27 protein-coding genes and 1 pseudogene are annotated in these 21,737 nt (G+C 38.3%); all 28 read left to right on the top strand.

Annotated features, from left to right (window positions below):
* Entirely contained in the window at positions 1 to 645 is a 645-nt protein-coding gene (locus tag V3I05_RS10255; RefSeq protein WP_300732870.1) for a NeuD/PglB/VioB family sugar acetyltransferase, read from the top strand.
* Between the two features lie 118 nt (positions 646 to 763).
* Positions 764 to 1,465 carry a class I SAM-dependent methyltransferase gene (locus tag V3I05_RS10250; RefSeq protein ID WP_343353558.1) on the top strand — a complete coding sequence of 234 codons (702 nt, stop codon included), beginning with the start codon at positions 764 to 766 and terminating at the stop codon, positions 1,463 to 1,465.
* A gap of 3 nt (positions 1,466 to 1,468) precedes the next feature.
* A complete protein-coding gene (locus V3I05_RS10245; protein WP_343353557.1) occupies positions 1,469 to 3,424 on the top strand; it encodes a formyltransferase family protein in 1,956 nt (651 codons plus the stop codon).
* Entirely contained in the window at positions 3,417 to 4,475 is a 1,059-nt protein-coding gene (locus V3I05_RS10240) for a methionyl-tRNA formyltransferase (RefSeq protein WP_343353556.1), read from the top strand. The genes V3I05_RS10245 and V3I05_RS10240 overlap by 8 nt, the downstream gene beginning before the upstream one ends.
* Positions 4,463 to 4,693 carry an acyl carrier protein gene (locus V3I05_RS10235; protein ID WP_343353555.1) on the top strand — a complete coding sequence of 77 codons (231 nt, stop codon included), beginning with the start codon at positions 4,463 to 4,465 and terminating at the stop codon, positions 4,691 to 4,693. Before V3I05_RS10240 ends, V3I05_RS10235 begins: the two co-directional genes overlap by 13 nt.
* Positions 4,693 to 5,272 (top strand): annotated as a pseudogene (locus V3I05_RS10230) (VOC family protein). The gene V3I05_RS10235 and the pseudogene V3I05_RS10230 overlap by 1 nt, the downstream one beginning before the upstream one ends.
* Entirely contained in the window at positions 5,272 to 6,384 is a 1,113-nt protein-coding gene (locus tag V3I05_RS10220) for an HAD-IIIC family phosphatase (protein WP_343353552.1), read from the top strand. The pseudogene V3I05_RS10230 and the gene V3I05_RS10220 overlap by 1 nt, the downstream one beginning before the upstream one ends.
* A 124-nt stretch (positions 6,385 to 6,508) precedes the next feature.
* Entirely contained in the window at positions 6,509 to 7,003 is a 495-nt protein-coding gene (locus V3I05_RS10215) for a hypothetical protein (RefSeq protein WP_343353549.1), read from the top strand.
* A 12-nt stretch (positions 7,004 to 7,015) separates the two neighbouring features.
* The gene (locus tag V3I05_RS10210; protein WP_300732885.1) at positions 7,016 to 7,756 is read left to right on the top strand and encodes an acyltransferase; all 741 of its coding nucleotides are present in this window, start codon (positions 7,016 to 7,018) and stop codon (positions 7,754 to 7,756) included.
* The gene (locus V3I05_RS10205) at positions 7,753 to 8,841 is read left to right on the top strand and encodes a 3-oxoacyl-[acyl-carrier-protein] synthase III C-terminal domain-containing protein (RefSeq protein WP_343353548.1); all 1,089 of its coding nucleotides are present in this window, start codon (positions 7,753 to 7,755) and stop codon (positions 8,839 to 8,841) included. The genes V3I05_RS10210 and V3I05_RS10205 overlap by 4 nt, the downstream gene beginning before the upstream one ends.
* Positions 8,842 to 8,861: 20 nt before the next feature.
* Positions 8,862 to 9,092, top strand: coding sequence for an acyl carrier protein (locus V3I05_RS10200; RefSeq protein ID WP_300446941.1), 231 nt, complete (start codon positions 8,862 to 8,864; stop codon positions 9,090 to 9,092).
* A gap of 62 nt (positions 9,093 to 9,154) precedes the next feature.
* Positions 9,155 to 9,898, top strand: coding sequence for an SDR family oxidoreductase (locus tag V3I05_RS10195; protein WP_343353547.1), 744 nt, complete (start codon positions 9,155 to 9,157; stop codon positions 9,896 to 9,898).
* Entirely contained in the window at positions 9,895 to 10,533 is a 639-nt protein-coding gene (locus tag V3I05_RS10190) for a galactoside O-acetyltransferase (RefSeq protein ID WP_343353545.1), read from the top strand. Before V3I05_RS10195 ends, V3I05_RS10190 begins: the two co-directional genes overlap by 4 nt.
* A complete protein-coding gene (locus V3I05_RS10185) occupies positions 10,527 to 11,084 on the top strand; it encodes a hypothetical protein (protein WP_343353543.1) in 558 nt (185 codons plus the stop codon). The genes V3I05_RS10190 and V3I05_RS10185 overlap by 7 nt, the downstream gene beginning before the upstream one ends.
* Positions 11,085 to 11,104: 20 nt before the next feature.
* Entirely contained in the window at positions 11,105 to 11,428 is a 324-nt protein-coding gene (locus tag V3I05_RS10180; protein ID WP_343353541.1) for a hypothetical protein, read from the top strand.
* A gap of 11 nt (positions 11,429 to 11,439) precedes the next feature.
* A complete protein-coding gene (locus V3I05_RS10175; protein WP_300933198.1) occupies positions 11,440 to 11,658 on the top strand; it encodes an FkbM family methyltransferase in 219 nt (72 codons plus the stop codon).
* A gap of 57 nt (positions 11,659 to 11,715) precedes the next feature.
* Positions 11,716 to 12,723, top strand: coding sequence for an N-acetylneuraminate synthase (gene neuB / locus V3I05_RS10170; protein ID WP_343353540.1), 1,008 nt, complete (start codon positions 11,716 to 11,718; stop codon positions 12,721 to 12,723).
* 9 nt (positions 12,724 to 12,732) lie between these two features.
* Positions 12,733 to 14,418, top strand: coding sequence for a hypothetical protein (locus tag V3I05_RS10165; protein ID WP_343353539.1), 1,686 nt, complete (start codon positions 12,733 to 12,735; stop codon positions 14,416 to 14,418).
* Between the two features lie 43 nt (positions 14,419 to 14,461).
* The gene (gene neuC / locus V3I05_RS10160; protein WP_300450993.1) at positions 14,462 to 15,619 is read left to right on the top strand and encodes a UDP-N-acetylglucosamine 2-epimerase; all 1,158 of its coding nucleotides are present in this window, start codon (positions 14,462 to 14,464) and stop codon (positions 15,617 to 15,619) included.
* A gap of 48 nt (positions 15,620 to 15,667) precedes the next feature.
* Complete coding sequence (locus V3I05_RS10155) at positions 15,668 to 16,336, top strand: formyltransferase family protein (RefSeq protein WP_295700441.1); 669 nt, start codon at positions 15,668 to 15,670, stop codon at positions 16,334 to 16,336.
* The gene (locus tag V3I05_RS10150) at positions 16,329 to 16,607 is read left to right on the top strand and encodes a hypothetical protein (RefSeq protein ID WP_295700439.1); all 279 of its coding nucleotides are present in this window, start codon (positions 16,329 to 16,331) and stop codon (positions 16,605 to 16,607) included. The genes V3I05_RS10155 and V3I05_RS10150 overlap by 8 nt, the downstream gene beginning before the upstream one ends.
* Positions 16,608 to 16,647: 40 nt before the next feature.
* A complete protein-coding gene (locus V3I05_RS10145) occupies positions 16,648 to 16,821 on the top strand; it encodes a hypothetical protein (protein WP_295700436.1) in 174 nt (57 codons plus the stop codon).
* A complete protein-coding gene (locus V3I05_RS10140) occupies positions 16,818 to 17,609 on the top strand; it encodes a class I SAM-dependent methyltransferase (RefSeq protein WP_343353537.1) in 792 nt (263 codons plus the stop codon). Before V3I05_RS10145 ends, V3I05_RS10140 begins: the two co-directional genes overlap by 4 nt.
* Positions 17,599 to 18,105, top strand: coding sequence for a hypothetical protein (locus V3I05_RS10135; RefSeq protein ID WP_300856735.1), 507 nt, complete (start codon positions 17,599 to 17,601; stop codon positions 18,103 to 18,105). Before V3I05_RS10140 ends, V3I05_RS10135 begins: the two co-directional genes overlap by 11 nt.
* Complete coding sequence (locus V3I05_RS10130; protein WP_343354262.1) at positions 18,077 to 18,538, top strand: ATP-grasp domain-containing protein; 462 nt, start codon at positions 18,077 to 18,079, stop codon at positions 18,536 to 18,538. Before V3I05_RS10135 ends, V3I05_RS10130 begins: the two co-directional genes overlap by 29 nt.
* Positions 18,539 to 18,568: 30 nt before the next feature.
* The gene (locus V3I05_RS10125; RefSeq protein ID WP_295700427.1) at positions 18,569 to 19,534 is read left to right on the top strand and encodes an NAD-dependent epimerase/dehydratase family protein; all 966 of its coding nucleotides are present in this window, start codon (positions 18,569 to 18,571) and stop codon (positions 19,532 to 19,534) included.
* Entirely contained in the window at positions 19,531 to 20,673 is a 1,143-nt protein-coding gene (locus V3I05_RS10120) for a DegT/DnrJ/EryC1/StrS family aminotransferase (protein WP_343353533.1), read from the top strand. The genes V3I05_RS10125 and V3I05_RS10120 overlap by 4 nt, the downstream gene beginning before the upstream one ends.
* The gene (locus tag V3I05_RS10115; RefSeq protein ID WP_300446910.1) at positions 20,666 to 21,715 is read left to right on the top strand and encodes an ATP-grasp domain-containing protein; all 1,050 of its coding nucleotides are present in this window, start codon (positions 20,666 to 20,668) and stop codon (positions 21,713 to 21,715) included. The genes V3I05_RS10120 and V3I05_RS10115 overlap by 8 nt, the downstream gene beginning before the upstream one ends.
* Positions 21,716 to 21,737 lie beyond the last annotated feature (22 nt).

Genomic DNA, 21,737 nt, shown 5'->3' with positions numbered 1-21,737 from the left:
ATGCCTCACAAACCCTATATACTCATCATCGGTGGTGGCGGACACGCAAAGGCTTGCATTGATGTTATCGAGCAGGAAAATAAATATCATATCTGTGGAATCATCGATAAAAATGCCTTGCAAAATGGTTCTACGCATTTGCTCGGATATCCTATACTTGGCAGTGATGATGATTTACAAACACTTTTTAGTACGATTCAGTATGCCTTTATCGCCATCGGGCAGATTAAGACACCCTCCCCTCGCCTACGCATTTACCAAAAGCTTAAAAGAATTGGTTATCATCTGCCATCTATTATTTCGCCATTTGCTTATGTGGCAAGAAATGTAACTATCAAGGAAGGCAGTATTATTATGCACCACGCGCTTATTAACTCTAATGCTTCTGTCGGCAAGGCTTGTATTATTAATTCAAAAGCCCTTGTTGAGCACGATTGCAAGATAGATGACTTTTGTCATCTATCTACGGCAAGTGTTGTAAATGGTAGTTGTCATATTGGCGAGGGGAGCTTTTTAGGAAGCAATATGATTTTAGCCCATAATACGACTATCCCTTCTTATTCGCTCCTCTATCACAATCCTCTAGAATCTCATTATCTCACAAACAAAAAAGGTATTTTTTCTAACGGGGGGGGGGTAAGTTAAACATTTTTTCTATTCTTACCCATCATTCTAACCCTCTCTATCATACTACTTCTTTTTTCTTTTCTCATAATACATCTTATTTCACTTCTTTTGCTTATCAAGCTCAAAGGAAAGCCGTATGAATGAATTATCTATTCAACAAAATCAAACCTTGTGGGAAGAAATGTTTAAAAATAAAGAATGGGGTAAATACCCGAGTGAGCCGCTTATCCGCTTTATTGCAAAACATTTTTACAAAGTGCCAAATCGTAAGGATATAAAAATCTTAGAGCTTGGCATTGGCGGTGGGGCGAATATATGGTATATGGCAAGGGAAGGCTTTAGCGTAAGTGGTATAGAATGGGCGCAAAATGGTATCAATCAGTGTATAAGACGTTTTGAAAGCGAGGGCTTAATGCCCTATTTAGATTCAATGCAATGTGGAGACTACCTCTATGCACTTGATAATTTTAAGCCTCAAAGTTTTGACGCTTGGATTGATAGTGCTTCACTCTGTTGTAATGACTTCGAAAAAACGCAGAAAATTATCCACAAAACTATAGAAAAGCTCAAAATAGGAGGAAAATTCTTTTCACTCACGCCATCTGTTGGCACATTTGGTTTAGACGAAGATAAGGACTTGGGCTATCATTTATGTAAGCCTACGCAAGGCTGCTGTGCAAATACCGGCATTGTAAGATTTAGCACAAAAGAGGATATAGAGACACTTTATAATGGAGCAAATTACCACATCACACATAGTTACGAGGTGCAAACTTTAGATGAGGGGACACTCCTTAATGGTCTTTTCATCATCGAGGGTCTAAAGAGGGGAGAATAGCTAATGATAAAAAATACCCGTTCAAAGCACTTTCTCTTTGTAGGCAATCGCCTTGAGGTATTACAAGCTATGCTTGAGCAAACACTAAATCTCACAATATGTATTCAAGCTAAAAGCTATGCAGCCCAAATATTGCAGCAGACATTAAGCCCCCCCCCTTACAAAACCTGCTATTATGAATTTTCTAACAAAAAAGAGCTCTTATCACTTATAGAATCTATTCAGTTTGATATTCTTGTAAGCAATGGCTGCCCCTATATTCTGCCTATTTCACAACTTGCTAAGCCACATCATACTTTTGTGAATTGCCACCCATCACTTCTCCCCAATCTTAAGGGCAAGAATCCTATTAATGGCGCGATTCTCTACAAACAGCCAAGTGGAGCTACTTGCCATATTATGACAGATGAGATTGATTCTGGAGCAGTCATCTCGCAAGTGCCTGTATATAATGACTTCAACACGCCATTATCCTTACTCTATCAAATGTGCTTTTTAGCCGAAAAAGAGGCATTTTTACTCGCATTAAAAAGAGACTTTAAGCCCTTAAATGCCCTCCATATAGATTCTAAGCCTAACATAGCATACTACACGCGACAAGATGATGATTTATCACTTAATTTTTCTACCCAAAGCACACAAGAGATTATAAATAACGTAAAAGCTTTTGCTAAACCTAATCAAATGACGCATTTAGCGCACAATCCATCTTTGCACTTCATAGAAGCAATACTCATCAAAAATGATTTTTTAGAATCCACTTTCCAACAAGCCGCTATCAATGATGTAGTGCTGCATTATGATAATCATATACTTTGCAAACGAAAAGAAGGATTCTTGCAACTAACGGGGGGGGGGGATATGAAAGATTCTAAAATACCCCTTAACCTTAGCTCTCCTCAAGATACTCCCTTAGAGCTAGACATATCTCAAGCGCCTATCTTTCATTCTCAAGCTTATGTGTCATCTCTACTTGATACTCATAAAAAACCTTTTACATTCTCTTTCACACAAAACAATCAGTATTTCTCAAACACCGCCATTATAGAGCCTATCCCTCATACACCCTATTATGATATGAGCTCTCCTTATGGTTATGGCGGCTATATGAGTAATTCCTCTTCTTTAGTATTTCTTAGCACTGCGCTTAAAGCACAAACTCAAAAAGCACACGAACTAGGCATTATCGCTGAATTTATACGTTTCCACCCATTTCTTCCCCTCACGCGATATTTTGCGCCATTGCTTGATTTTTTCACTAAAGAAAAAGATATTGTTATCGTAAGCACCCATTTACAAACACGTTGGGCGCATTACTCCTCACGTCTAAAAGGCAAATTGCGCAAAAGTCAAGCATTACTTGATATTAGACAAAGTGGTGATATACACACTTTTATTACTCTCTATACTCAAACTATGCAGCGCAACAACGCAGATAGTTTCTATTTCTTTAGCCCCTCTTATTTTCAGTCCCTGCTTGATATGCCAGAATCTATTATGCTTGAAGCACGATATAAAAATGAGGTTGTGGCAATGGGAATTTTCTTGTTTGATAAATTATGTGGCTATTATCATTTAGGAGCGAATGCCCCTTTAAGCCTAGATAGCAATCTTAATGCGATGGGAGCGCTTTTTGAAGCTTTTTTTGAAATCGCTTATAGCAAAGGGCTTCAAACTTGTATCCTAGGAGGAGGGAGGAGCAAGGATAGCGCAGATTTGCTTTTTACCTTTAAAAAGCAATTTGCCACTTCGATTCGTCCCTTTTACATCGGAGGATACATTTATGACAAACTCGCCTATCAAAACCTAAGTGCAGATACAAAACATCTGCCTTTTTTTCTCTCTTATCGATTTAACACACCATCAGCCATAAAGCTGCGGGGGGGGGGGATAGAGTATATTTCTTTACATATTCCTCGTGTAAAGCTTTATTCTACCAAGAGGAGGAAGTATGCGTGAGCTAACTCCCCTTAAGATTGGATATTTTGCCGATGGAATCTGGGCGCACAACGCCCTTAAAAAGCTTATTCTCTCTCCATATTTTGAAATTTGCTTTATTGTTCCTCGATTTAATAACACTGATACCATCTTAGAAAATCTAGCACTTACATATCATATTCCCTATATCAAAACGCAAAATATCAATTCACACGATTTTATGGAGCAAATCGCCCCTTTTTGCTGTGATATTTTCGTCTCAATGAGTTTTAATCAAATTTTTAAAGAACCTTTGATTTCTCTGCCTCCTCTTAAAACTATCAATTGCCACGCGGGCAAATTGCCATTCTATCGCGGGAGAAATATCTTAAATTGGGCGCTCATCAATGATGAAAAAGAATTTGGCATTAGTGTGCATTATGTCGATAGTGACATTGATACAGGAGATATTATTTTACAACGTAGCTATCCTATCAGCGATTTAGATGATTATTCTACTCTTTTGCATACGGCTCATATACAATGTGCGGAAGTATTATTTGACGCACTTATGCTTTTGTATAATGGCACTGCTTCGCCCACTCCACAAGATTCTATACATCAAGTTGGATTTTACTGCCCCGCTAGGTGTAAAGGAGATGAGTGGATTATATGGAATCAGCCTTCAAGAGATATTTTTAACTTTATTCGCGCACTTAATGCACCAGATTTAGGGGCATTAGCCCAAATAAAAAAGCAAGATGAGATTATCAATATCCGTATTTTTAAATCCCATCTTATAGAGAATGCCCCCTCATATATCGCTACTCCCGGGGCTATCGTAGGAGTTATAGCACACTCAAAGGATATGCCAACGCTTATTGTAAAGACACAAGATTCTACCCTCGCGCTTACACGTTATGAATCTTCTTATACACCAAGGCTTGGCGATAGATTTTTAAATGCGCAGCAATTAGCGGGGGGGGGGGCAGTAACACTCTTTTCCCCTCTCTTATTCCCTTCTTTTTCTCTACCTCATATTTTTTTATACCCAGCTTCATCTTTTCACAAGGAGTTTTTATGCAAAACGTAAATGAAAGAATCTATGCCATTTTAAATAGCATACTTGAAATGCCCGTAAATAAGCAAACCTCCATCAGTATGCAAAATTGCGAGCAATGGACTTCTCTTGCTCATATTGACATCATTATGAATATTGAAGAGGAGTTTGGCATAGCTTTTGGTGCAGATGATTTGCCAGACTTAAACACACAAGAAGCATTGATTGATAAAGTAAAGGAACTCCTTTAATGCAATCACTGCCTCTACTTAACCTCCCTATCCATCATATTGGTGTAGCGACAAAAAGCCTTGAAAGCGAAAAGCACATATTTCAATCACTTGGATTCACGCAAGAAGGTAGCTTTAGTGATGAAAGGCAAGGTGTGCGTGGCGTATTTATGACACTTCATCCTTGCAAATCCTCTTTAGCATTTCAATGGAGATTTGAACTCTTAGAAAACTTAGAGGGAAGCAAAAGGCTTGATAACTATCTCAAAACGCATAACAAGCTCTATCATATCGCCTTTGAGACACATAACATAGAATTAGATATGCAAAGCATTCTTAATTATGATTTCTCATCTCATAATGTTTTAGATTCCCGCACTCACAGCATAGAATCTTATGAAAAAACAGCTAATAGTAATGCTGGGGGGGGGGTATATGCAAATAAATAATACCCTCCCTAAGGCTATGCAAAAACCTATCGCTTATGGCAAATCTCGCTTACTCATTCCACCTATGGAAGCAGAATATTTCGCAAAACTTTGCTTTATTATGCTCCCCAATCGCCTTTTAATAGAGCTTGTTGAACCAAAGGATAAGTAATGCAAATGACACAATATGATATTTTTAGTATGGAGCTTAAGCGCACTGCCCTCCTTTCTTTAGCCAAGCATATCCCGCTAGAAATATTACAATCCATACATATCAATATCCACAGAAATCACGCCTTTGAGCCAATACAAAGCGTTATCGCGCCATTTTTACATTATGCAGGTTTGAAAGCACCTTTTCATTACAGCGATTATGATGATAGCCTTAGTTTTTCATCTCTTGCATCTCAATCCCACAATGCCGACCTTGAAATCATCTATATCGATAAAACCCGCTATAACCTAGATAATGTAGCCTTTATGCAATTCCTTAAAGAACGCTCCCTCGCATTACGCACCCTGACTAAAGCTCCTATTATGATAGCCCTGCTTGATGATAGCACTTTTGTCACTCTCTTAGAATCTCAATATGCACACGATATACAATCCCTGCAAAATCAACATATTTTTTGCTTCTCTCTTTATGCCCTCTATACCCAAAGAGAGCAGTTTATAACTCTAGAATCTCATCATCTCATCGATGAAGCCAAAGAAAGCATAAGTGGCACACGACTAAGCAATTATGGAAGTCTTGCCATAGCGCAGATTCTAGGCTTAAAGCTTATACCCGCTCTCACACTGCCTACTCTCAAGGCAATTGTTTGTGATTTAGACAATACCCTTTATGGTGGAATCTTAGGCGAAGATGGTATCAACTCTTTGCAATTCACACCATCACATATTGCTCTACAAAAGCAGCTTTTAGAATACAAAAAGCAAGGCTTTCTCCTCGCCCTATGCTCAAAAAACGAATCTCAAGACGCAATGAATCTTTTTGCCACAAGAAAAGATTTCCCCCTATCTTGGAATGATTTTGACAATACGCAAGTGAATTGGAAACCAAAATATGAAAATCTTTTAAACATCGCTCAAAGCTTTAATATTGGGGTAGATTCTCTGCTCTTTATTGATGATAATATCGCTGAAATTGAATCGATAAAGCACATAGGGGCAAAATATATTCACGCCCTAAGCCCACAAAATGTGCTATGGAAGCTTTTTTTATTTCCTCAAATGACTAAACTCCACACAAATAAAGAAGATAGCTTACGAGCTAATGCATAGCAGCAAATACGCAACGCAAAAATTTGCAATCCCTTGATACAGAAACATACTTTGAGAATCTTGCTATCACGCTTAGCTTTTCTCTTAATAACACACACAGCACACGCAGCGCATCTATGAGCTTATGAATAAAACTAATCAGTTTATCGCTTCATACACACGACCCACACTCCCTCAAGCGCAAGAATGGCTAGATTCCAAACATTTCTGTGTGCTAAGTATTGCTATGAGCGACAGATTAAGTGATAGCGGGATTATTGGCATTATTATAGGTGAGTATAAAGAAGCGCAAAAAGAAATACATATTATTGATATTGTTGTGAGCTGTCGCGTTCTTGGGAGACGTTTAGAAACTCTAATGCTAAATTATGCCTTCTACCTCATCACAGAAAATCTAAGTCCTAGCATTAAAGATTCTAAGAAGAGAGAATCTACAAGCCACTCTGTATTTTTGCATTATCAAAAGGGCGAACGCAATGCGCCATTTTTGCAAACCCTTTCACAACTTGCACATCTTAGCAAGGAGCATTACACACACTTGCAGCCTATGTCTGCACAGACTATCTCCATACCTATCACTAAGCCCGATATGCAAGGGCTTCATATTCATCTCACATAAGGAGTAGCTACAATGGAATCTTTTAGTAATCCTATTATGAAAGCGCAATACAATACGAGCTTTTATACACGCAAGGAATTAGAATCTTTTGGCTTTAAATATTTAGGTGATAATGTGCTTATCTCTCGCTTAGCAAGAATCTACACGCCAGAACGTATGAGTATTGGTAATTGTGTCCGCATTGATGATTTTGCCATTTTAAGCGGTGCTATAAGCTTAGGGCAATTTATCCATATTTCCGCACATACAAACATTACAGGAGGGAATGGCAAAGATTCAAGTGTGAGTATGGGGGATTTTTGCTCCCTTTCATTAGGAAGCAGAATCTTAAGTGTAAGCGATGATTTAAGCGGGAGTATGCTATCAAATTCCTGTGTTGATGCAAAGTATCGCCATATTATTGCTAGTCATATCCATTTACCTGGGCATAATCATATCGGGGCTATGTCGCTTATTTTGCCACGCACGATTTTTAATATAGGGGCAAACCTAGGACCCCAAAGTCTCGTGTGCGATACTACACTTAAAGCCTATGGATATTACTTTGGCTCACCAGCACGATTACTGAAAAATCTCGATTCAAAGCAAATTCAAACCCTAGAATCGCAATTTTTACGTGATATAGCAGCAAGTAAGAAAGTAATGGGGGGGGGGGATAGAGAAACTCTAATTTATCCTCCCTACTCTCTATCTCACAAGAGAGCAATGCCCTTTGCAGTATCTTGCCCTACCCCTTTAAAGGAGGCAGTATGAAAGCCTCTTTTAGCAATGTCTCTTTAATGGGAATCCACACACTTGTGCCAGATCAGGTAATCAATATAGATTCCGAGCTTCACACTATCTATAAAGGCGATATTAAAGCTTTAGAACGTATCAAAAAAGTAATTGGCTTACAAACACGCCATATCGCTCCGCCGCACATCACCGCAAGTGATATAGGCGAGCTAGCAGCAATAAAACTTTTAGAATCTTTGCAAGTAAATAAAAAAGATATTGACGCGCTCATTTTTGTAACACAAACGCCAGATTATATCCTCCCAGCAAGTGCGTGCTATCTCCAAGGAAAGCTAAGGCTAAGCACACAATGCCTATGTTTTGACATAAACCAAGCTTGTGCGGGATATCTCTATGGGCTATATATCGCTCATAGTCTTATACAATCACGCGCTGCACGAAATGTCTTGCTTTTATGTGGTGATACTCTAAGCCATTATGTCAATCCCCTTGATTCTAATCTTGCTCCCGTGATTGGTGATGGGGTGAGCGCTAGTTTGCTCACCTATACAGAGGAAGCACAAGAAGCCTATTTTGAGCTAGGAAGCGATGGGAGCAGATTCTATGAACTTATCATACCAGAGGGAGCGAGTAGAAAGCCCACACGAGAGATCATCTCTGAATCTAAAGTATGGGATATAAGTGAAAGCAGAAATTTAAAGCAGCTCTATATGGACGGAGCGGCAATCTTTAGCTTTGCTATTAGCTGCGAACCAAAAGCTTTTAACTCACTTTTTGAATATACAGGGCATAGTATTGAAGATATGGACTACTTCTTCTTTCATCAGGCAAATAAATATATCGTAGATCATATTGCCCGAACTCTAAAGCTCCCTCAAGATAAAGTCCCCAATACCACGACAAACAAATATGGCAATCTTAGCGGCTGCTCTGTCCCTGCTACTATTTGCGACACATTAGGAGAGAAGGCAAGTGATGGCTTAGATTCTCACCTTAAGGTGCATTTAGCCGGGTTTGGCGCGGGACTAGCGTGGGGAAATGCCATCATTAGCCTAAAAAGTGGATTTAAAGCCCAAAAGGTGGGCTTATATAGCTGTTTATAAACTATCACAAGGAGAATACTATGACTACACAAGAGTTTTTAACACACTTAAGCGATGCAATGCAAAGAGATGAGGCTTTAAGCCCTGAAATGAGCTTAGATTCACTTGAGGAATGGGATAGCCTAGCTATCATCTCTCTTATCTCTTTATACGAACATCTCTTTCATATAAGCCTCACAGGCAATGCCCTCAAAGAATGCAAAAATGTAGCCGACCTCTTAGCCCTTGCTAAAGATAAATTAGAGGATTAATATGAATACACAAGATTCTCAAGCAAGTATCTTGCATAGCCATATCTTTAAACCTCAATGTTTTGCAAACAAATGCTTTTTTGGTAAGTGGAGGCAGTAGCGGTATAGGCGCAGATATAGCCTTAAGTCTTAATGCGCTTGGTGCTAAAATCATTGCCATAGGGAGAGATAGCGCTAAATTAGAATCTAAGCGCAAAAAGGCTATCAATCCTCATCTTTTTATCCCCATCAGTAAGGATATTAGTCAATTTTATGAGTTGGACAAATGGGCTTTAAATCTCGCTAAAGAATATGGTAGCTTTGATGGTGCGGTGCTATCTGCTGGATCCCAGCAGATAGCACCAATTACATCGGTGCTATCTGTGGAGAACGCGCTCGAAATTTTTAATATTAACTATTTTGGCAATTTGCAGCTCATAAAAGGCTTACTTGATAGGAGGGCAAAAAGCAATATAGGGGCGAGTTTTATATGGATAAGCTCAAATGCAAGTATCAAGGCACAAAAGGGCTTATGTAATTATAGTGCGTCTAAGGCAGGAGTGAATGCAAGTGTGCGGAGCTTAGCTCTTGAGATCGCACCTAAATATCGAATCAATGCCATAAGTCCGGGCTTTACAATGACAGAAATGATAGAAAATTGGAGTAGCATATATGACAAAGATTATATAGAATCTATGGATAAGTCTTACCCGCTAGGCATTGGTAAGCCATCGCAAATCACGCCCTTAGTATGCTTCCTCCTTAGTGAAGATTCTACTTGGATAACTGGACAAAATATTATAATTGATGGAGGGGGCAGCTTATGAAAGCAGCACATACGCAAACTACCCTTATGGAATCACAGCGGAACAATGGGCATTACACACAAAGCGAATTAGAATCCTTTGGCTTTAAAAGCCTAGGTAAATGCGTCCTTATCTCTCGCCTAGCACAAATCTACACCCCTAGCCTCATAAGCATTGACGATTATGTGCGTATTGATGATTTTGTTATCTTAAGCGGAGCGATACACCTAGGAAGATTCTTGCATATTGGGGCTTATGCGAGTATCACAGGAGGAAATGGCAAAGATTCAAGTGTAAGTATGGGGGATTTTTGCGGTATGAGTAGTTATAGTAAGATTTTTGCTACTACTGATGATTTTGCCGGAGGCTATCTTGTATGTCCTTGTGTGCCTTTTACCTTGCGTAATGTAAGAGCCTCACATATCCAGCTAGAGCGGCATTGCCATATTGGAAGTCATAGTCTTATTTTACCTCAAAGCCATTTTTGTATAGGAGCGAGTTTGGGACCTATGAGTCTTAATATGGGGCGTAAATTTAAGGCTTGGCATTACTATTATGGCAATCCAGCAAAGCCCATCTACAAGATAGATTCACACAATGTCTTAGATAAAGAGACAATCTTATTAAACTCAACTCTAAAGGAGCAATTATGCTAGAAAAAATGATATGCACACAAACTTACCCCGATACGTATGCAATTCTCTCACAACTAAAGGCACAAAAGAAAGATATTTATCTTTTTGGTGGCACACACGGAGGGCATTCTCTAGGCTCTATGGTAAGAGATTTTTACGATAAAGAGGGGCTTGAGATAAAAGGACACATTGCTAATAAAGCCTTTAGCAAGCAAGATTCATACAAAGGCAAGCCCATTTTAGCCATTGAAGAATGGAGTGGAAGCAAAGATATATGTATCATCATTGCTATGGCAGATGTAAAGGCGAAAGCACAGCTTTTAAAAAGCTATGGCTTCAAACATTTATATTTTATGAATACCTTTCGTGATGTGAGCTATATTAGCGGCTGCACGAATGGATTTGAATCCTTTTTTAAATCCCATCTTAGTGAATTTGAAAGCACATATAATCTTTTAAGCGATGATTTAAGCAAAGAAGTGATGATAGGCTACTTGCAAGATAGAATCTATAATAATTACGCCACACTTACACGTACACAAGACAAAAAGGGCTTTTTAGTGATATTTTAGGGCTTGGTCAAAATGAGATAATGATAGATTGCGGAGCTTATGATGGCGATACTTGCTTAGAATTTGTCCGCTATGTCCCTGAATATGAAAAAACCTATGCCCTTGAGCCAGATTCAAAGCTTGTGCCACAACTCATAGAAAACACCAAGCACCTACGTTGTGAAGTAATACCCAAAGGTGCTTCTCATACAAAAGAAATTATCTATTTTGCAGAGGAGAATTCTGGCACGTCGCGCATTAGTGAAAATAATGGCATAGCTTTAGAATGTGATAGTATTGATAATATTTTAAAAACAAATAGTATGAATATGGGGGGGGGCATAAGAACAACTCTAAACCTGTAAGTTTTATCAAAATGGATATAGAAGGAGGGGAGCTAAACGCCCTCAAAGGCGCAAAAGAAACGATTACTACCTATCGTCCAAAACTTGCTATTTGTATGTATCACAGACGTGAGGACTTTATCACCTTGCCACAATTTATACTTTCGCTTAATCCGCACTATAAGCTCTATTTGCGTAATCGCAATCCTCTAGCAGAAGATACTATACTCTTTGCCATTAATGATACTTAAAGTTCAAACAAGATAGAATCGCTCTTTTTATTTTAAGGACAAGCTAAAAGGATAAATATGACAAAAGTTACCATTATTGCTGAAGCGGGAGTAAATCATAATGGTGATATGGCTCTTGCAAAACAGCTTATTGACGTAGCAGCAGAAGCTGGAGCGGATATTGTAAAATTCCAAACAGCCAAGGCTGAAAATGTCGTAAGTCGCTTTGCGCAAAAAGCAGAATATCAAATAGAAAATACCGGTAATGCAGAGCAATCTCAACTTGAAATGATACAAAAACTCGTGCTTGATGATAGCGCGTGGCAGCCCCTTATGGAGTATTGTGATAAAAAGGGGATAACATTTCTCTCTACACCTTTTGATATCAAAAGTATAGATTTACTGCATAAGTTTGGATTACAAACCTTTAAGATTCCAAGTGGAGAAATCACAAATCTCCCATATCTCCGCCGCATAGGTGCTTTAAATAAAAAAGTAATCCTCTCTACAGGTATGGCGAATCTAGGAGAAATAGAATCTGCTATTGATGTATTAACACAATGTGGCACCAAACGTGAAAATATCACACTTTTGCAGTGCAATACTGAATACCCCACACCATTTTGTGATGTCAATCTCAAAGCAATGAATACCCTACACAATGCCTTTCATTTGCCCGTTGGCTATTCTGATCACACACCGGGTATTTCAATCCCTCTAGCCGCTGTCGGTATGGGAGCAACGATAATAGAAAAGCATTTCACTCTTGATAAAAATATGGAGGGTCCTGACCACAAGGCAAGCCTTGAGCCACACGAGCTTAAGGCAATGGTGCAAGGCATACGTGAAATAGAACTTGCCCTTGGTGATGGTATCAAAAGAACAAGCCCAAGTGAAGCAAAAAATAAGCCTATTGCGCGTAAATCTATTGTCGCAAATTGTGCGATTAAAAAAGGTGAGATTCTAAGCGAGGTAAATCTCTATGCTAAACGTCCCGCGGGCGGTATCTCTCCGATGGAATGGGATAATGTAGTTGGCAAAAAAGCTATCCGCGATTTCGCTCCTGATGAAATGATAGAGCTCTAAAGGATAATTATGGAAACTATAAAGACAATGGGGGGGGGGGATAATGTAAATTCCCCGCTTAATACTGCCTCACAAAACTCTTCTATATGTGATAGATTCTGCGCATTTTTTACCCCTACAGGTAAGCTTAAACACGACTTCATACTACTTTTTATCCCTTATTTTATAGCCTTTTTCCTTATGCTTTTAAATACTAAGGGATACTATTGGGACGATTGGGGGCTTATTGGTGGATTTAGCTTTGATGAGATGAATCTTCAATTTAAGCAAAATGCTAATATATGGTATGGCTATTTTGAATGGATTTTTATCTCTTTGCAGCCCTATGGTATCCCGCTTTTCCGCTTTTTTACATTTGTGGGCTTTTTTATATGTGGCTTATTGGTATATAAAATCTCTCAAAGATTAGAAATTCTAACCCCCATAGAGCTTGTCTTTATTACCCTACTCTTTTTGCTCTTGCCTTTTAATATTATCTCACGCAATATTCTTATCAACTCCCCTTATACATTATGCTATATACTCTTTTGGCTAGGGTTTTATATCTTAAGCCTTTATATGAGAAATAGCCATTTCTTGCTTCGTATAGCTGCCCTATTATGCTTCTTTGTCTCTTTTACTATGAACTCTTTGCTTGTATATTTTGCTCTGCCTCTTGCATATATGATATATGTAAGTCGCGCTTATATCTCTCTCAAGGCATTCTGCCAATGGAGCATAAAGCATATTGATTTTATTATCTTACCTATTGTATTTTATGTTTTAAAACAACTCTATTTTAAGCCTTATGGTATGTATGAGGGCTACAATGAAGTGCATTTAGACGCCTTCTTTAAAGCTATTATCAAAACACCTATTTTTTCTATACTCCACTTTGGAGAAATGAGCTATATACTCTTAGGAGCTATAAGCTTCTTTTTACTCCTTCTCATTCCTGTGTCTTTTTACTATGCTTATAAACATAATAGAATCTATATGCGCGATATAGTGGGCGTAGGATTGGGGCTACTTATCCTATGGTGTGGTATGTTTAGCTATGTTGTTGTATATAAGTATAATGAATTTCTAAATGCAGAGGATAGATTTAGCATTTTAGAATCTTTGGGTGCCGGGATTGTGATTGTCTTTTTACTCAATATACTTTGCAAAAGTCAAAAGCTCAAAACAGGCATTTTGCTTATACTTATCCTCTGTGCTATTAATGTCAATATCAACGCTCTCAATCAAGTTTTTACAGCCTATATAAGACAAGTAGGTATTTTCGAACATCTTAAAGAAAATCCCACATTTTTGCAACACGATACTTTTAGAGTATATGGCGATATGTGTGGTAATAAAGATATTTGCGGAGAGAGCTTCTACCAGCTCAATGGTATTTATAAAAAAATATTCAATAAAAGTGATAAATTTATCAGTATGGAAATTCAAGCAGAGACAGAAGCCACAGAGTATTGCCACAAAAGCCCTACCTATAATTGCACACAATACAAAGGCAATATTAATGTCTATGGAAGCATTTATGTCATACACAGAATGTTTGTGCAGGATTACACTCGATTTAGAGGCTTTCTCTCAATGGGCAAATTATATATGCTTAATATTTTTGCACCCCAAAAATTTGCGCAAAAGGCAAAAGAACGTTATGATGTAGTTGTCTTCCCGCCTACGCACACCCCAACTCTGCCTTCTACATAGAGAGTTTTGCTATAATGCGCATATTTCTCCTCAAAGGAATAATATGCGTAAAATTTGTATCATCACAGGCACACGCGCAGAATGGGGGCTGCTCGCTCCTCTTGCGCATAAAATTTATGCCGACAATGAATTACAACTCCAGCTTATCGCCACAGGTATGCACCTAAGCACAGAATTTGGCTTAACTTACCGCGATATTAATCTCCCCATTGATAAAAAATGCGAGATTATCCTTAGCGCAGATACACCCACTGGCATTTGTAAGTCAATGGGATTAGCCCAAATCTCCATTTGCGAGACTTATGAAGAATTAAAACCTGATATTATCGTTGTGCTTGGTGATCGATATGAAATATTTGCCTGTGTAGCGAGTGCGATGATATGCCGTATCCCTGTGGCTCACTTGCACGGCGGAGAGGCGACACAAGGATTGATTGATGAAGCCATTAGACATAGCATTACTAAAATGAGTCATTTGCATTTTGTCGCCACAGAAGCGTATAGAAAACGAGTAATTCAACTTGGTGAAAGTCCAAATAGAGTATTTAATGTCGGTGGCTTTGGCATTGATAGTATTAAGGTATTAAACTTACTAGATAAACCCGCTTTAGAGGAATCATTACAATTTCAATTTGCCACTTATAATTTTCTCATCACCTTTCACCCTGTTACCCTTGAAAATAATTCCTCCCAAGAACAATTTCAAGCCCTTCTAAACGCACTTGAGATATTCGCTCAAACCCACCAAGTAGGCTTTATCTTCACTAAATCAAATGCCGATACAGATGGACGTATCATCAATGAAATGATTGATAATTTTATCCATTCTCATCCGCATTCAATCGCCTTTACCTCTATGGGGCAATTACGATACTTAAGTACAATGCGCTATGTTGATGCCCTGATAGGTAATAGCTCTAGTGGCTTAGGAGAAGCACCAAGCTTCAAAGTCGCTACAATCGATATAGGAGATAGGCAAAAAGGGCGTATTAAGGCAGATTCTGTGCTTTCGTGTGCTCCTGATACAGATGAAATCCTCTCTTGTATCAAACACGCCATCTCTCCAAGCTTTAAAGCCATACTTAAAAATGTCAAAAATCCTTACGGAGAAGGCGGTGCGAGTGAAAAAACAATAGAGATTCTTAAAAGCTATCCGCTTGAGGGTATCTTGAAAAAAGCCTTTTACGATATAGAATTTTAAAACCTTGTGCTATAATCACACATAAGAGCAAGGAATAAAGGATAGGGCTTGAATATCTTTTTTATTGGTTGTGTAGCATTCTCTCACACATCACTTCAAACACTCATTGATATGTCAGCTACTACTGATATACACATCGTAGGCGTAGCAACAAAAGCAGAATCCTCGTTTAATGCTGATTTTTGTAATCTTGCTCCATTATGTGAGGAAAATCATATCCCCTATATCTATGCGCCTGATATTAATGCTCCGCATATATTTGATTTTATAGAATCTTGTGCTCCTGATGTGATATATTGCCTAGGCTGGAGCTCACTTATTAAAGAAAAGTTTTTAACCTCCTATCCTATCATCGGTTATCACCCCACCGCCCTACCTCATAATCGCGGACGCCACCCTATCATTTGGGCATTAGCCTTAGGATTGGATAAAAGTGCTTCAAGCTTCTTTCTAATGGATAAAGGTGCTGATAGCGGAGATATTATCTCGCAAGTGCCTTTTGATATTGCCTTTACAGATAATGCCGCAAGTGTATGTGAGAAAGTAGAAAAAATAGCCCAGCAGCAAATCTATGACTTCACTACAAAGATTCTTGCTTTAAAAGCAAAAAATATTGTGGGGGGGGGGGCTATACACATATCGCTCCATCATTTCCTCAATGGCAACCCCTCAAGAGCATACCTATGCCAATCTTTGGCGAAAGCGAGGTATGCGTGATGGCATAATCGATTTTAGAATGAGCGCATTGGGTATTTATAACCTTATCCGTGCTTTAAGCAAACCCTATGTTGGAGCAGAAGTACTTTATAATGATACATATTATAAAGTATGGGAAGCAAAAATCATAGAAATAGACCTACCTCATATCGAATCGGGCAAGATTCTCAAAGTGGATTCTCAAGGCATTTTAGTCAAAGCCTATGACAAAGGGCTTCTACTTACCAAACACGAATTGAATCCATTGCCAAAGGAGGGTAGCTACTTCTAATCCCTCCCCCTGCTCCTCAAAATAAGTAAAAGGAGCAGAAATGACACAAACAGCCGCCTACAAAACGTATTTTCACATTCAGCAATCATTAGCAAGGCGATACATTTCTTTGCCCTCTTTTTTTCAAATCTATCCATACACCTTACCACAACTGCAAAAATCACACCAAATCTTTTGCAACATCTTTATCAATCTACCTAAGGAGCAAAAATGAAAGATATGAAAGTTACACAATGGAATGAAAGCTACGCACGAGGAGAAAATGCGATTTTTTACCCACACGAAGAGGTAGTGCGCTTTCTCAATCGCTTTATACGCAAGAGAATAGATTCTCATCGCTTTAGCGATGTGATATATCGTGGAGATTTTTACCGCTCTGGCATTGGTATTACGCAAGGTGATAAGCTTATAGAAGCTGTGGGGGGGGGGGATAATGCACTTTATCCTATCAAAGCACTTGATTTTGGCTGTGGTATTGGGAGGCAGAGTATGTTAATGAGTGAATTTGGGATAGAAACCTGTGGTATTGATATTAGTGAATATGCTATCTCTCAAGCTAAACACTTAGCACAAAATGCAAATTTAGATATTGATTTTAGAGTGTATGACGGAGAGCATATACCTTTTAAACATAATACTTTTGACTTTACTATAAGCTATGGGGTGCTAGATTCCCTCCCTTTTGATTTAGCACAAAATTTAGTAAGTCAAATTGCCTATGTGAGTAAAACCTACTTTTTTTGCTCGCTCATTGGGGAAGATTCTACAAGTGGCTTTAGCAATATACAAGAATCTACCTTTACTGATGAAATAGAAGTGCAAGAATCCCACGAAAAAGGCACTATACAAAGCTTTTTTGATTATCCCAAAATACAAAGATTATTTAAAAAAAGCACTTTTGAAATCATTTGGGGTGAAAAGAAATCATCAGTAAATCTTATCGATGGCAGTATTCAAAGCCGCTATTACATCGTATGTAAAAAGGCAGAATATGAGCAATAAAAAACCTTTGAAAATCTTAATTGAAGCAAGTGGCTGCCTCACAAGCTCATATATGATAGAAGCAATCAAAAATGCAGGGCATATCGTATGCGGAAGTGATATTGATAGCTTCAATACTGCCTTTATAGAATGCGATGATTTTATCATTATGCCAAAAGTAAGCGACGCTCATTTATGGGATAAAACACTCCATCTATGCCGCGCTCATCATATCGATATAGTCATTCCCACACTTGATGAAAGTCTTTTAGGCTGGAGTGAGCAAAAAGCACATTTTGCACAATATGGAATCCTAGTTATCATCTCTGCACCTCATACAATACAAACATTCTTAGATAAATGGCAAACATATCAATTTTTTTGCCAGATAGGAATCCCCACGCCCAAAAGCAGCCTTTATAAACATTATGGTGTCTTAAAACCCCGTTTTGGACGTGGAGGTAGTGGAATCGAGCTAGCACAAATAGATAGATTTTTTAACGGGGGGGGGGGATAATGATGAAGATTCTCTCTCATTTATCACACAAGAGCATATCATTGGTGAAGAATACACTATCGATTGCCTCTTTAATGCACAAGGTGAAGCCATATATATCATTCCTCGTCGCCGTATTGGTGTGCAAGGAGGTAAATCCACTAAAGGCGAGGTGTGTGATGTCAAGTGCTTAGAATCTCACATTCAATACATAGCCTCACATATCCATTTTATAGGGGCTATCAATATACAAGCATTTATTACCAAGGAAAATAAACCCATACTTATCGAGGTTAATCCCCGATTAGGTGGTGGTTCAGCCCTAAGCTTTGCAGCAAGTGAAAATTGGGTGGAGGCGATGATAGAAATGTTTGTCTATCATCGCACCATTACACCAAAACCTATTCGATATGGGCTAAAAATGGCAAGGAGCTATAAAGAAATCTACTTCTAAATCTCTCCTTGCTATAAGCAAGGAGAGAATATGCAATACATCTTAGTAACAGGAGCAAGCGGCTTTGTTGGCTCAAGCCTTTGTGAAGCCCTCTTAACTCAAGGCTATAAGGTGCTAGGTATAGGGAGGAAAAATCCCTATAATGCGAATTTAAGCCCCAAAGAAAGAGGTTTCTTAAGTGCCGATACACTCGCTCATAAAAACTTCAAATATGAGCAACTAGAACTAAAGAATCTTGATAAAGATTCACTAAAAAATTATGAGTTTTCTCTTGCCTTTCATCTCGCTTCTATGGTAGAATACGCTAGTCTTGAATATACTGAATATACTGAATATACGATTAACGCTACAATTAACCTTATTGATTTTACCATCACTCGCCATATTCCAAAAATCATTTTTTCATCAACCGCCTCAGTATTTGCACAGCCAGATTCTAAACAGAATTATATTATTACAGAACGCTCCCCTATCTCTCCTATGAGTTATTACTCACTTGCCAAATATACTTGTGAAAAACTCTTAGAAATCGCTACATTTAAATCAAATCAGCTTCAAGCCATTACATTGCGCTTTCCTGCTCTTTTTGGGGTCAATCACCTTGGTGGTGTCGTCTATGAGTTTGCTAAAAATGCGTGGCAAAATAAAGATATTGTGCTTTTCAATAATGGTCAAGTTTTACGCAATATTTTATATATTAATGACGCTATCAAGGCTCTTATATCCGCAGCACAAGCTCAAAATCTACAACAATATGAAGCATTTGTGATAGGGAGTAAAGATTCTCAAAATACAGCCTTTATAGCACAACAACTTATAGAATCCCTTCATTCACGCTCTAAGCTTATCCTAAGCCCCAAGCCATCGCCAAATCCCTTTAATGCAATCCTTGATACTACCAAAGCACAGCAGCTACTCCACTTCACTCCCCCTAGCATACAGGCGGGATTAGAATCTTATGCAAAAGACATCATATTACAAGGAGGTATACTATGAAAAAATATTTTAGCGCGTGTCCATACTTTACCCAAAGACAAATTCATCATATTCTTAAAGAGACACGCTCTATGCTTAGAGGGGATTCTAAACTTTCTATGGGAGAGGCTGTAGTGCGCTTTGAAAATGAATTTGCCGCATATTGCAAGGCAAATAATGCCATTGCTACAAATTCCTGCACAAGCGCATTAGATGTCGTCTTTAAGGCATTAGAGCTAAAACATAATGATGAAGTTATCGTGCCAACACAGACATTTTTTGCCAATGCAAGCAGTGTGTTGGCAAATAACATTAGACTTAGACTAGTCGATGTAGATAAAGACTTTATGCTAAGCGCACACACCATAGAATCCGCCATCACCCCACAGACTAAAGCCATAGTTATCGTGCATTTTGCCGGGCTTATTAGCCCTGATATTTTTGCCATTGCCACATTATGCAAGCAAAGGCATATTACACTTATTGAAGACTGCTCCCACGCACACGGCGCAATCGCCATAGATTCTAAAGGCAAATCACACAAGGCAGGGAGCATTGGTGATATCGCTGTGTTTAGCTTTTATAGCACCAAGATTCTTACCTGTGGCGAGGGAGGAATAATAGTGTGCAAAAACAAAGATTTTGCCTTTACTTGTCGCTCATTAGCTAATCGCGGATTAAAACCCTATGAGGAACAAGAGCAGTTTATCACACTTGGTAGTAATTATAGATTGCCTGAATTTAACGCTATTATGGGGCTTAGCGGATTAGCAGCTTTAGAATCTCAACTTGCCTATCGTCAAAAACTTAGCCTTGCATACAAACAATATCTGCATACTTTTATCAAAAATAAAACTATCAGCCCACAGGCAATTCCATCGGGCTTTAGGCATAGTTTTTGGCGTTTTATTATTTTCCTCCATAAGCATAGCCCAGATAATATCATCAAATATCTTAAATCCTATCATATTTATGCAGACGCACCCTATAAACCACTTTTGCATAAACAGCCACTTTTAGCAAATCACCCTTTAGTATCTTATGTCCCCTCTACTCAACCCACCATAGAAAATCATATATCACTCCCCATACATATGGGTATTAAGCTTAAAGATGTGCGCTTTATCACTTCAAAACTCAAGGAGGCATTCAATGAATAAACTAAGAATTTTCATTACCACCATAGGGGGATTAACCAGCCCTGATTGTCTATTAGCTCTAAGAAACAATGGTGAAAGAGAAGTATTTTTATACGGAAGCGATAGCTTTAGCGGAGCTTGTGGAAGAAAGTTTGTAGATATATTTGAGCAATCTCCAGATAGCGCAAAAGATACAAAAGGATTTATTGATTTTATGCTAAGTATGGTTAAAAAATATCAAATTGATGTCATTATACCCTGTGGCAATGATGATAATCTCGCACTTTCTCAATACAAAAAGCATTTTGATATTCCTATTATGGTAGGAGAATATGAGGATTTAGTTATTGCTTATGATAAGCTTGCCGTATATGAGAATCTCAAAAAAGAGCTTCCACAATATGCACCTAAATATCATCTTGTATCTACTTTTGAAGACTTCTTGAAGGCTATTTTTTCACTCGGCTATCCGCATAAAAAATGTGTTATCAAACCACGATTAGGGAGAGGTGGCAGGGGCGTATATATCTTAAGTGATTCATTACTTCAAAAAGAGGTTTTTAGCATTAAGCCAGCCAATGAAATGCCTCTGAGCTTTTTTGAATCTATCTTAAAAGATAAAAGATCTTTTGATGACCTTATCATTATGGAATATTTACAAGAACCCTTTGTTTCGGCTTATTCACTTTGTCAAAAAGGTAAGAATATCATTACAATGGAGCATATACGTGAATGGGGTAATGCCTCTCAAACATATCGTGGCTATGTCCGCTATAATGAGTCTCTAGAAGAGCTTTGTTCTCATATCATTCAAACTTTTTCATTAGATTACACAAATAATATGGAACTAGCGCATAATGAAAACGCCTCTCTTGTGCTTTTTGATTTAAATCCAAGACTAGGTGCTAGTAGCGGGGTAGATACATACTTTGGGCTAAATTTTCCCTACCTTGCTTTAAAACTTGCATTAGGTGAAAACATACATATAGACAAAAATCTCTACAAAGATAAGCAATACAGATTCTATCGCTATTTTACTCAATGGTGGGAAAATATGCTATGATGTCAAACTCACTAAAAGGATA

The sequence above is a fragment of the Helicobacter mastomyrinus genome (genome assembly GCF_039555295.1).
Lineage (GTDB): Bacteria > Campylobacterota > Campylobacteria > Campylobacterales > Helicobacteraceae > Helicobacter_C > Helicobacter_C mastomyrinus.
The sequence above is the reverse complement of the archived record's forward strand: the minus strand, read 5'-3'. Positions and strand labels throughout refer to the sequence as shown.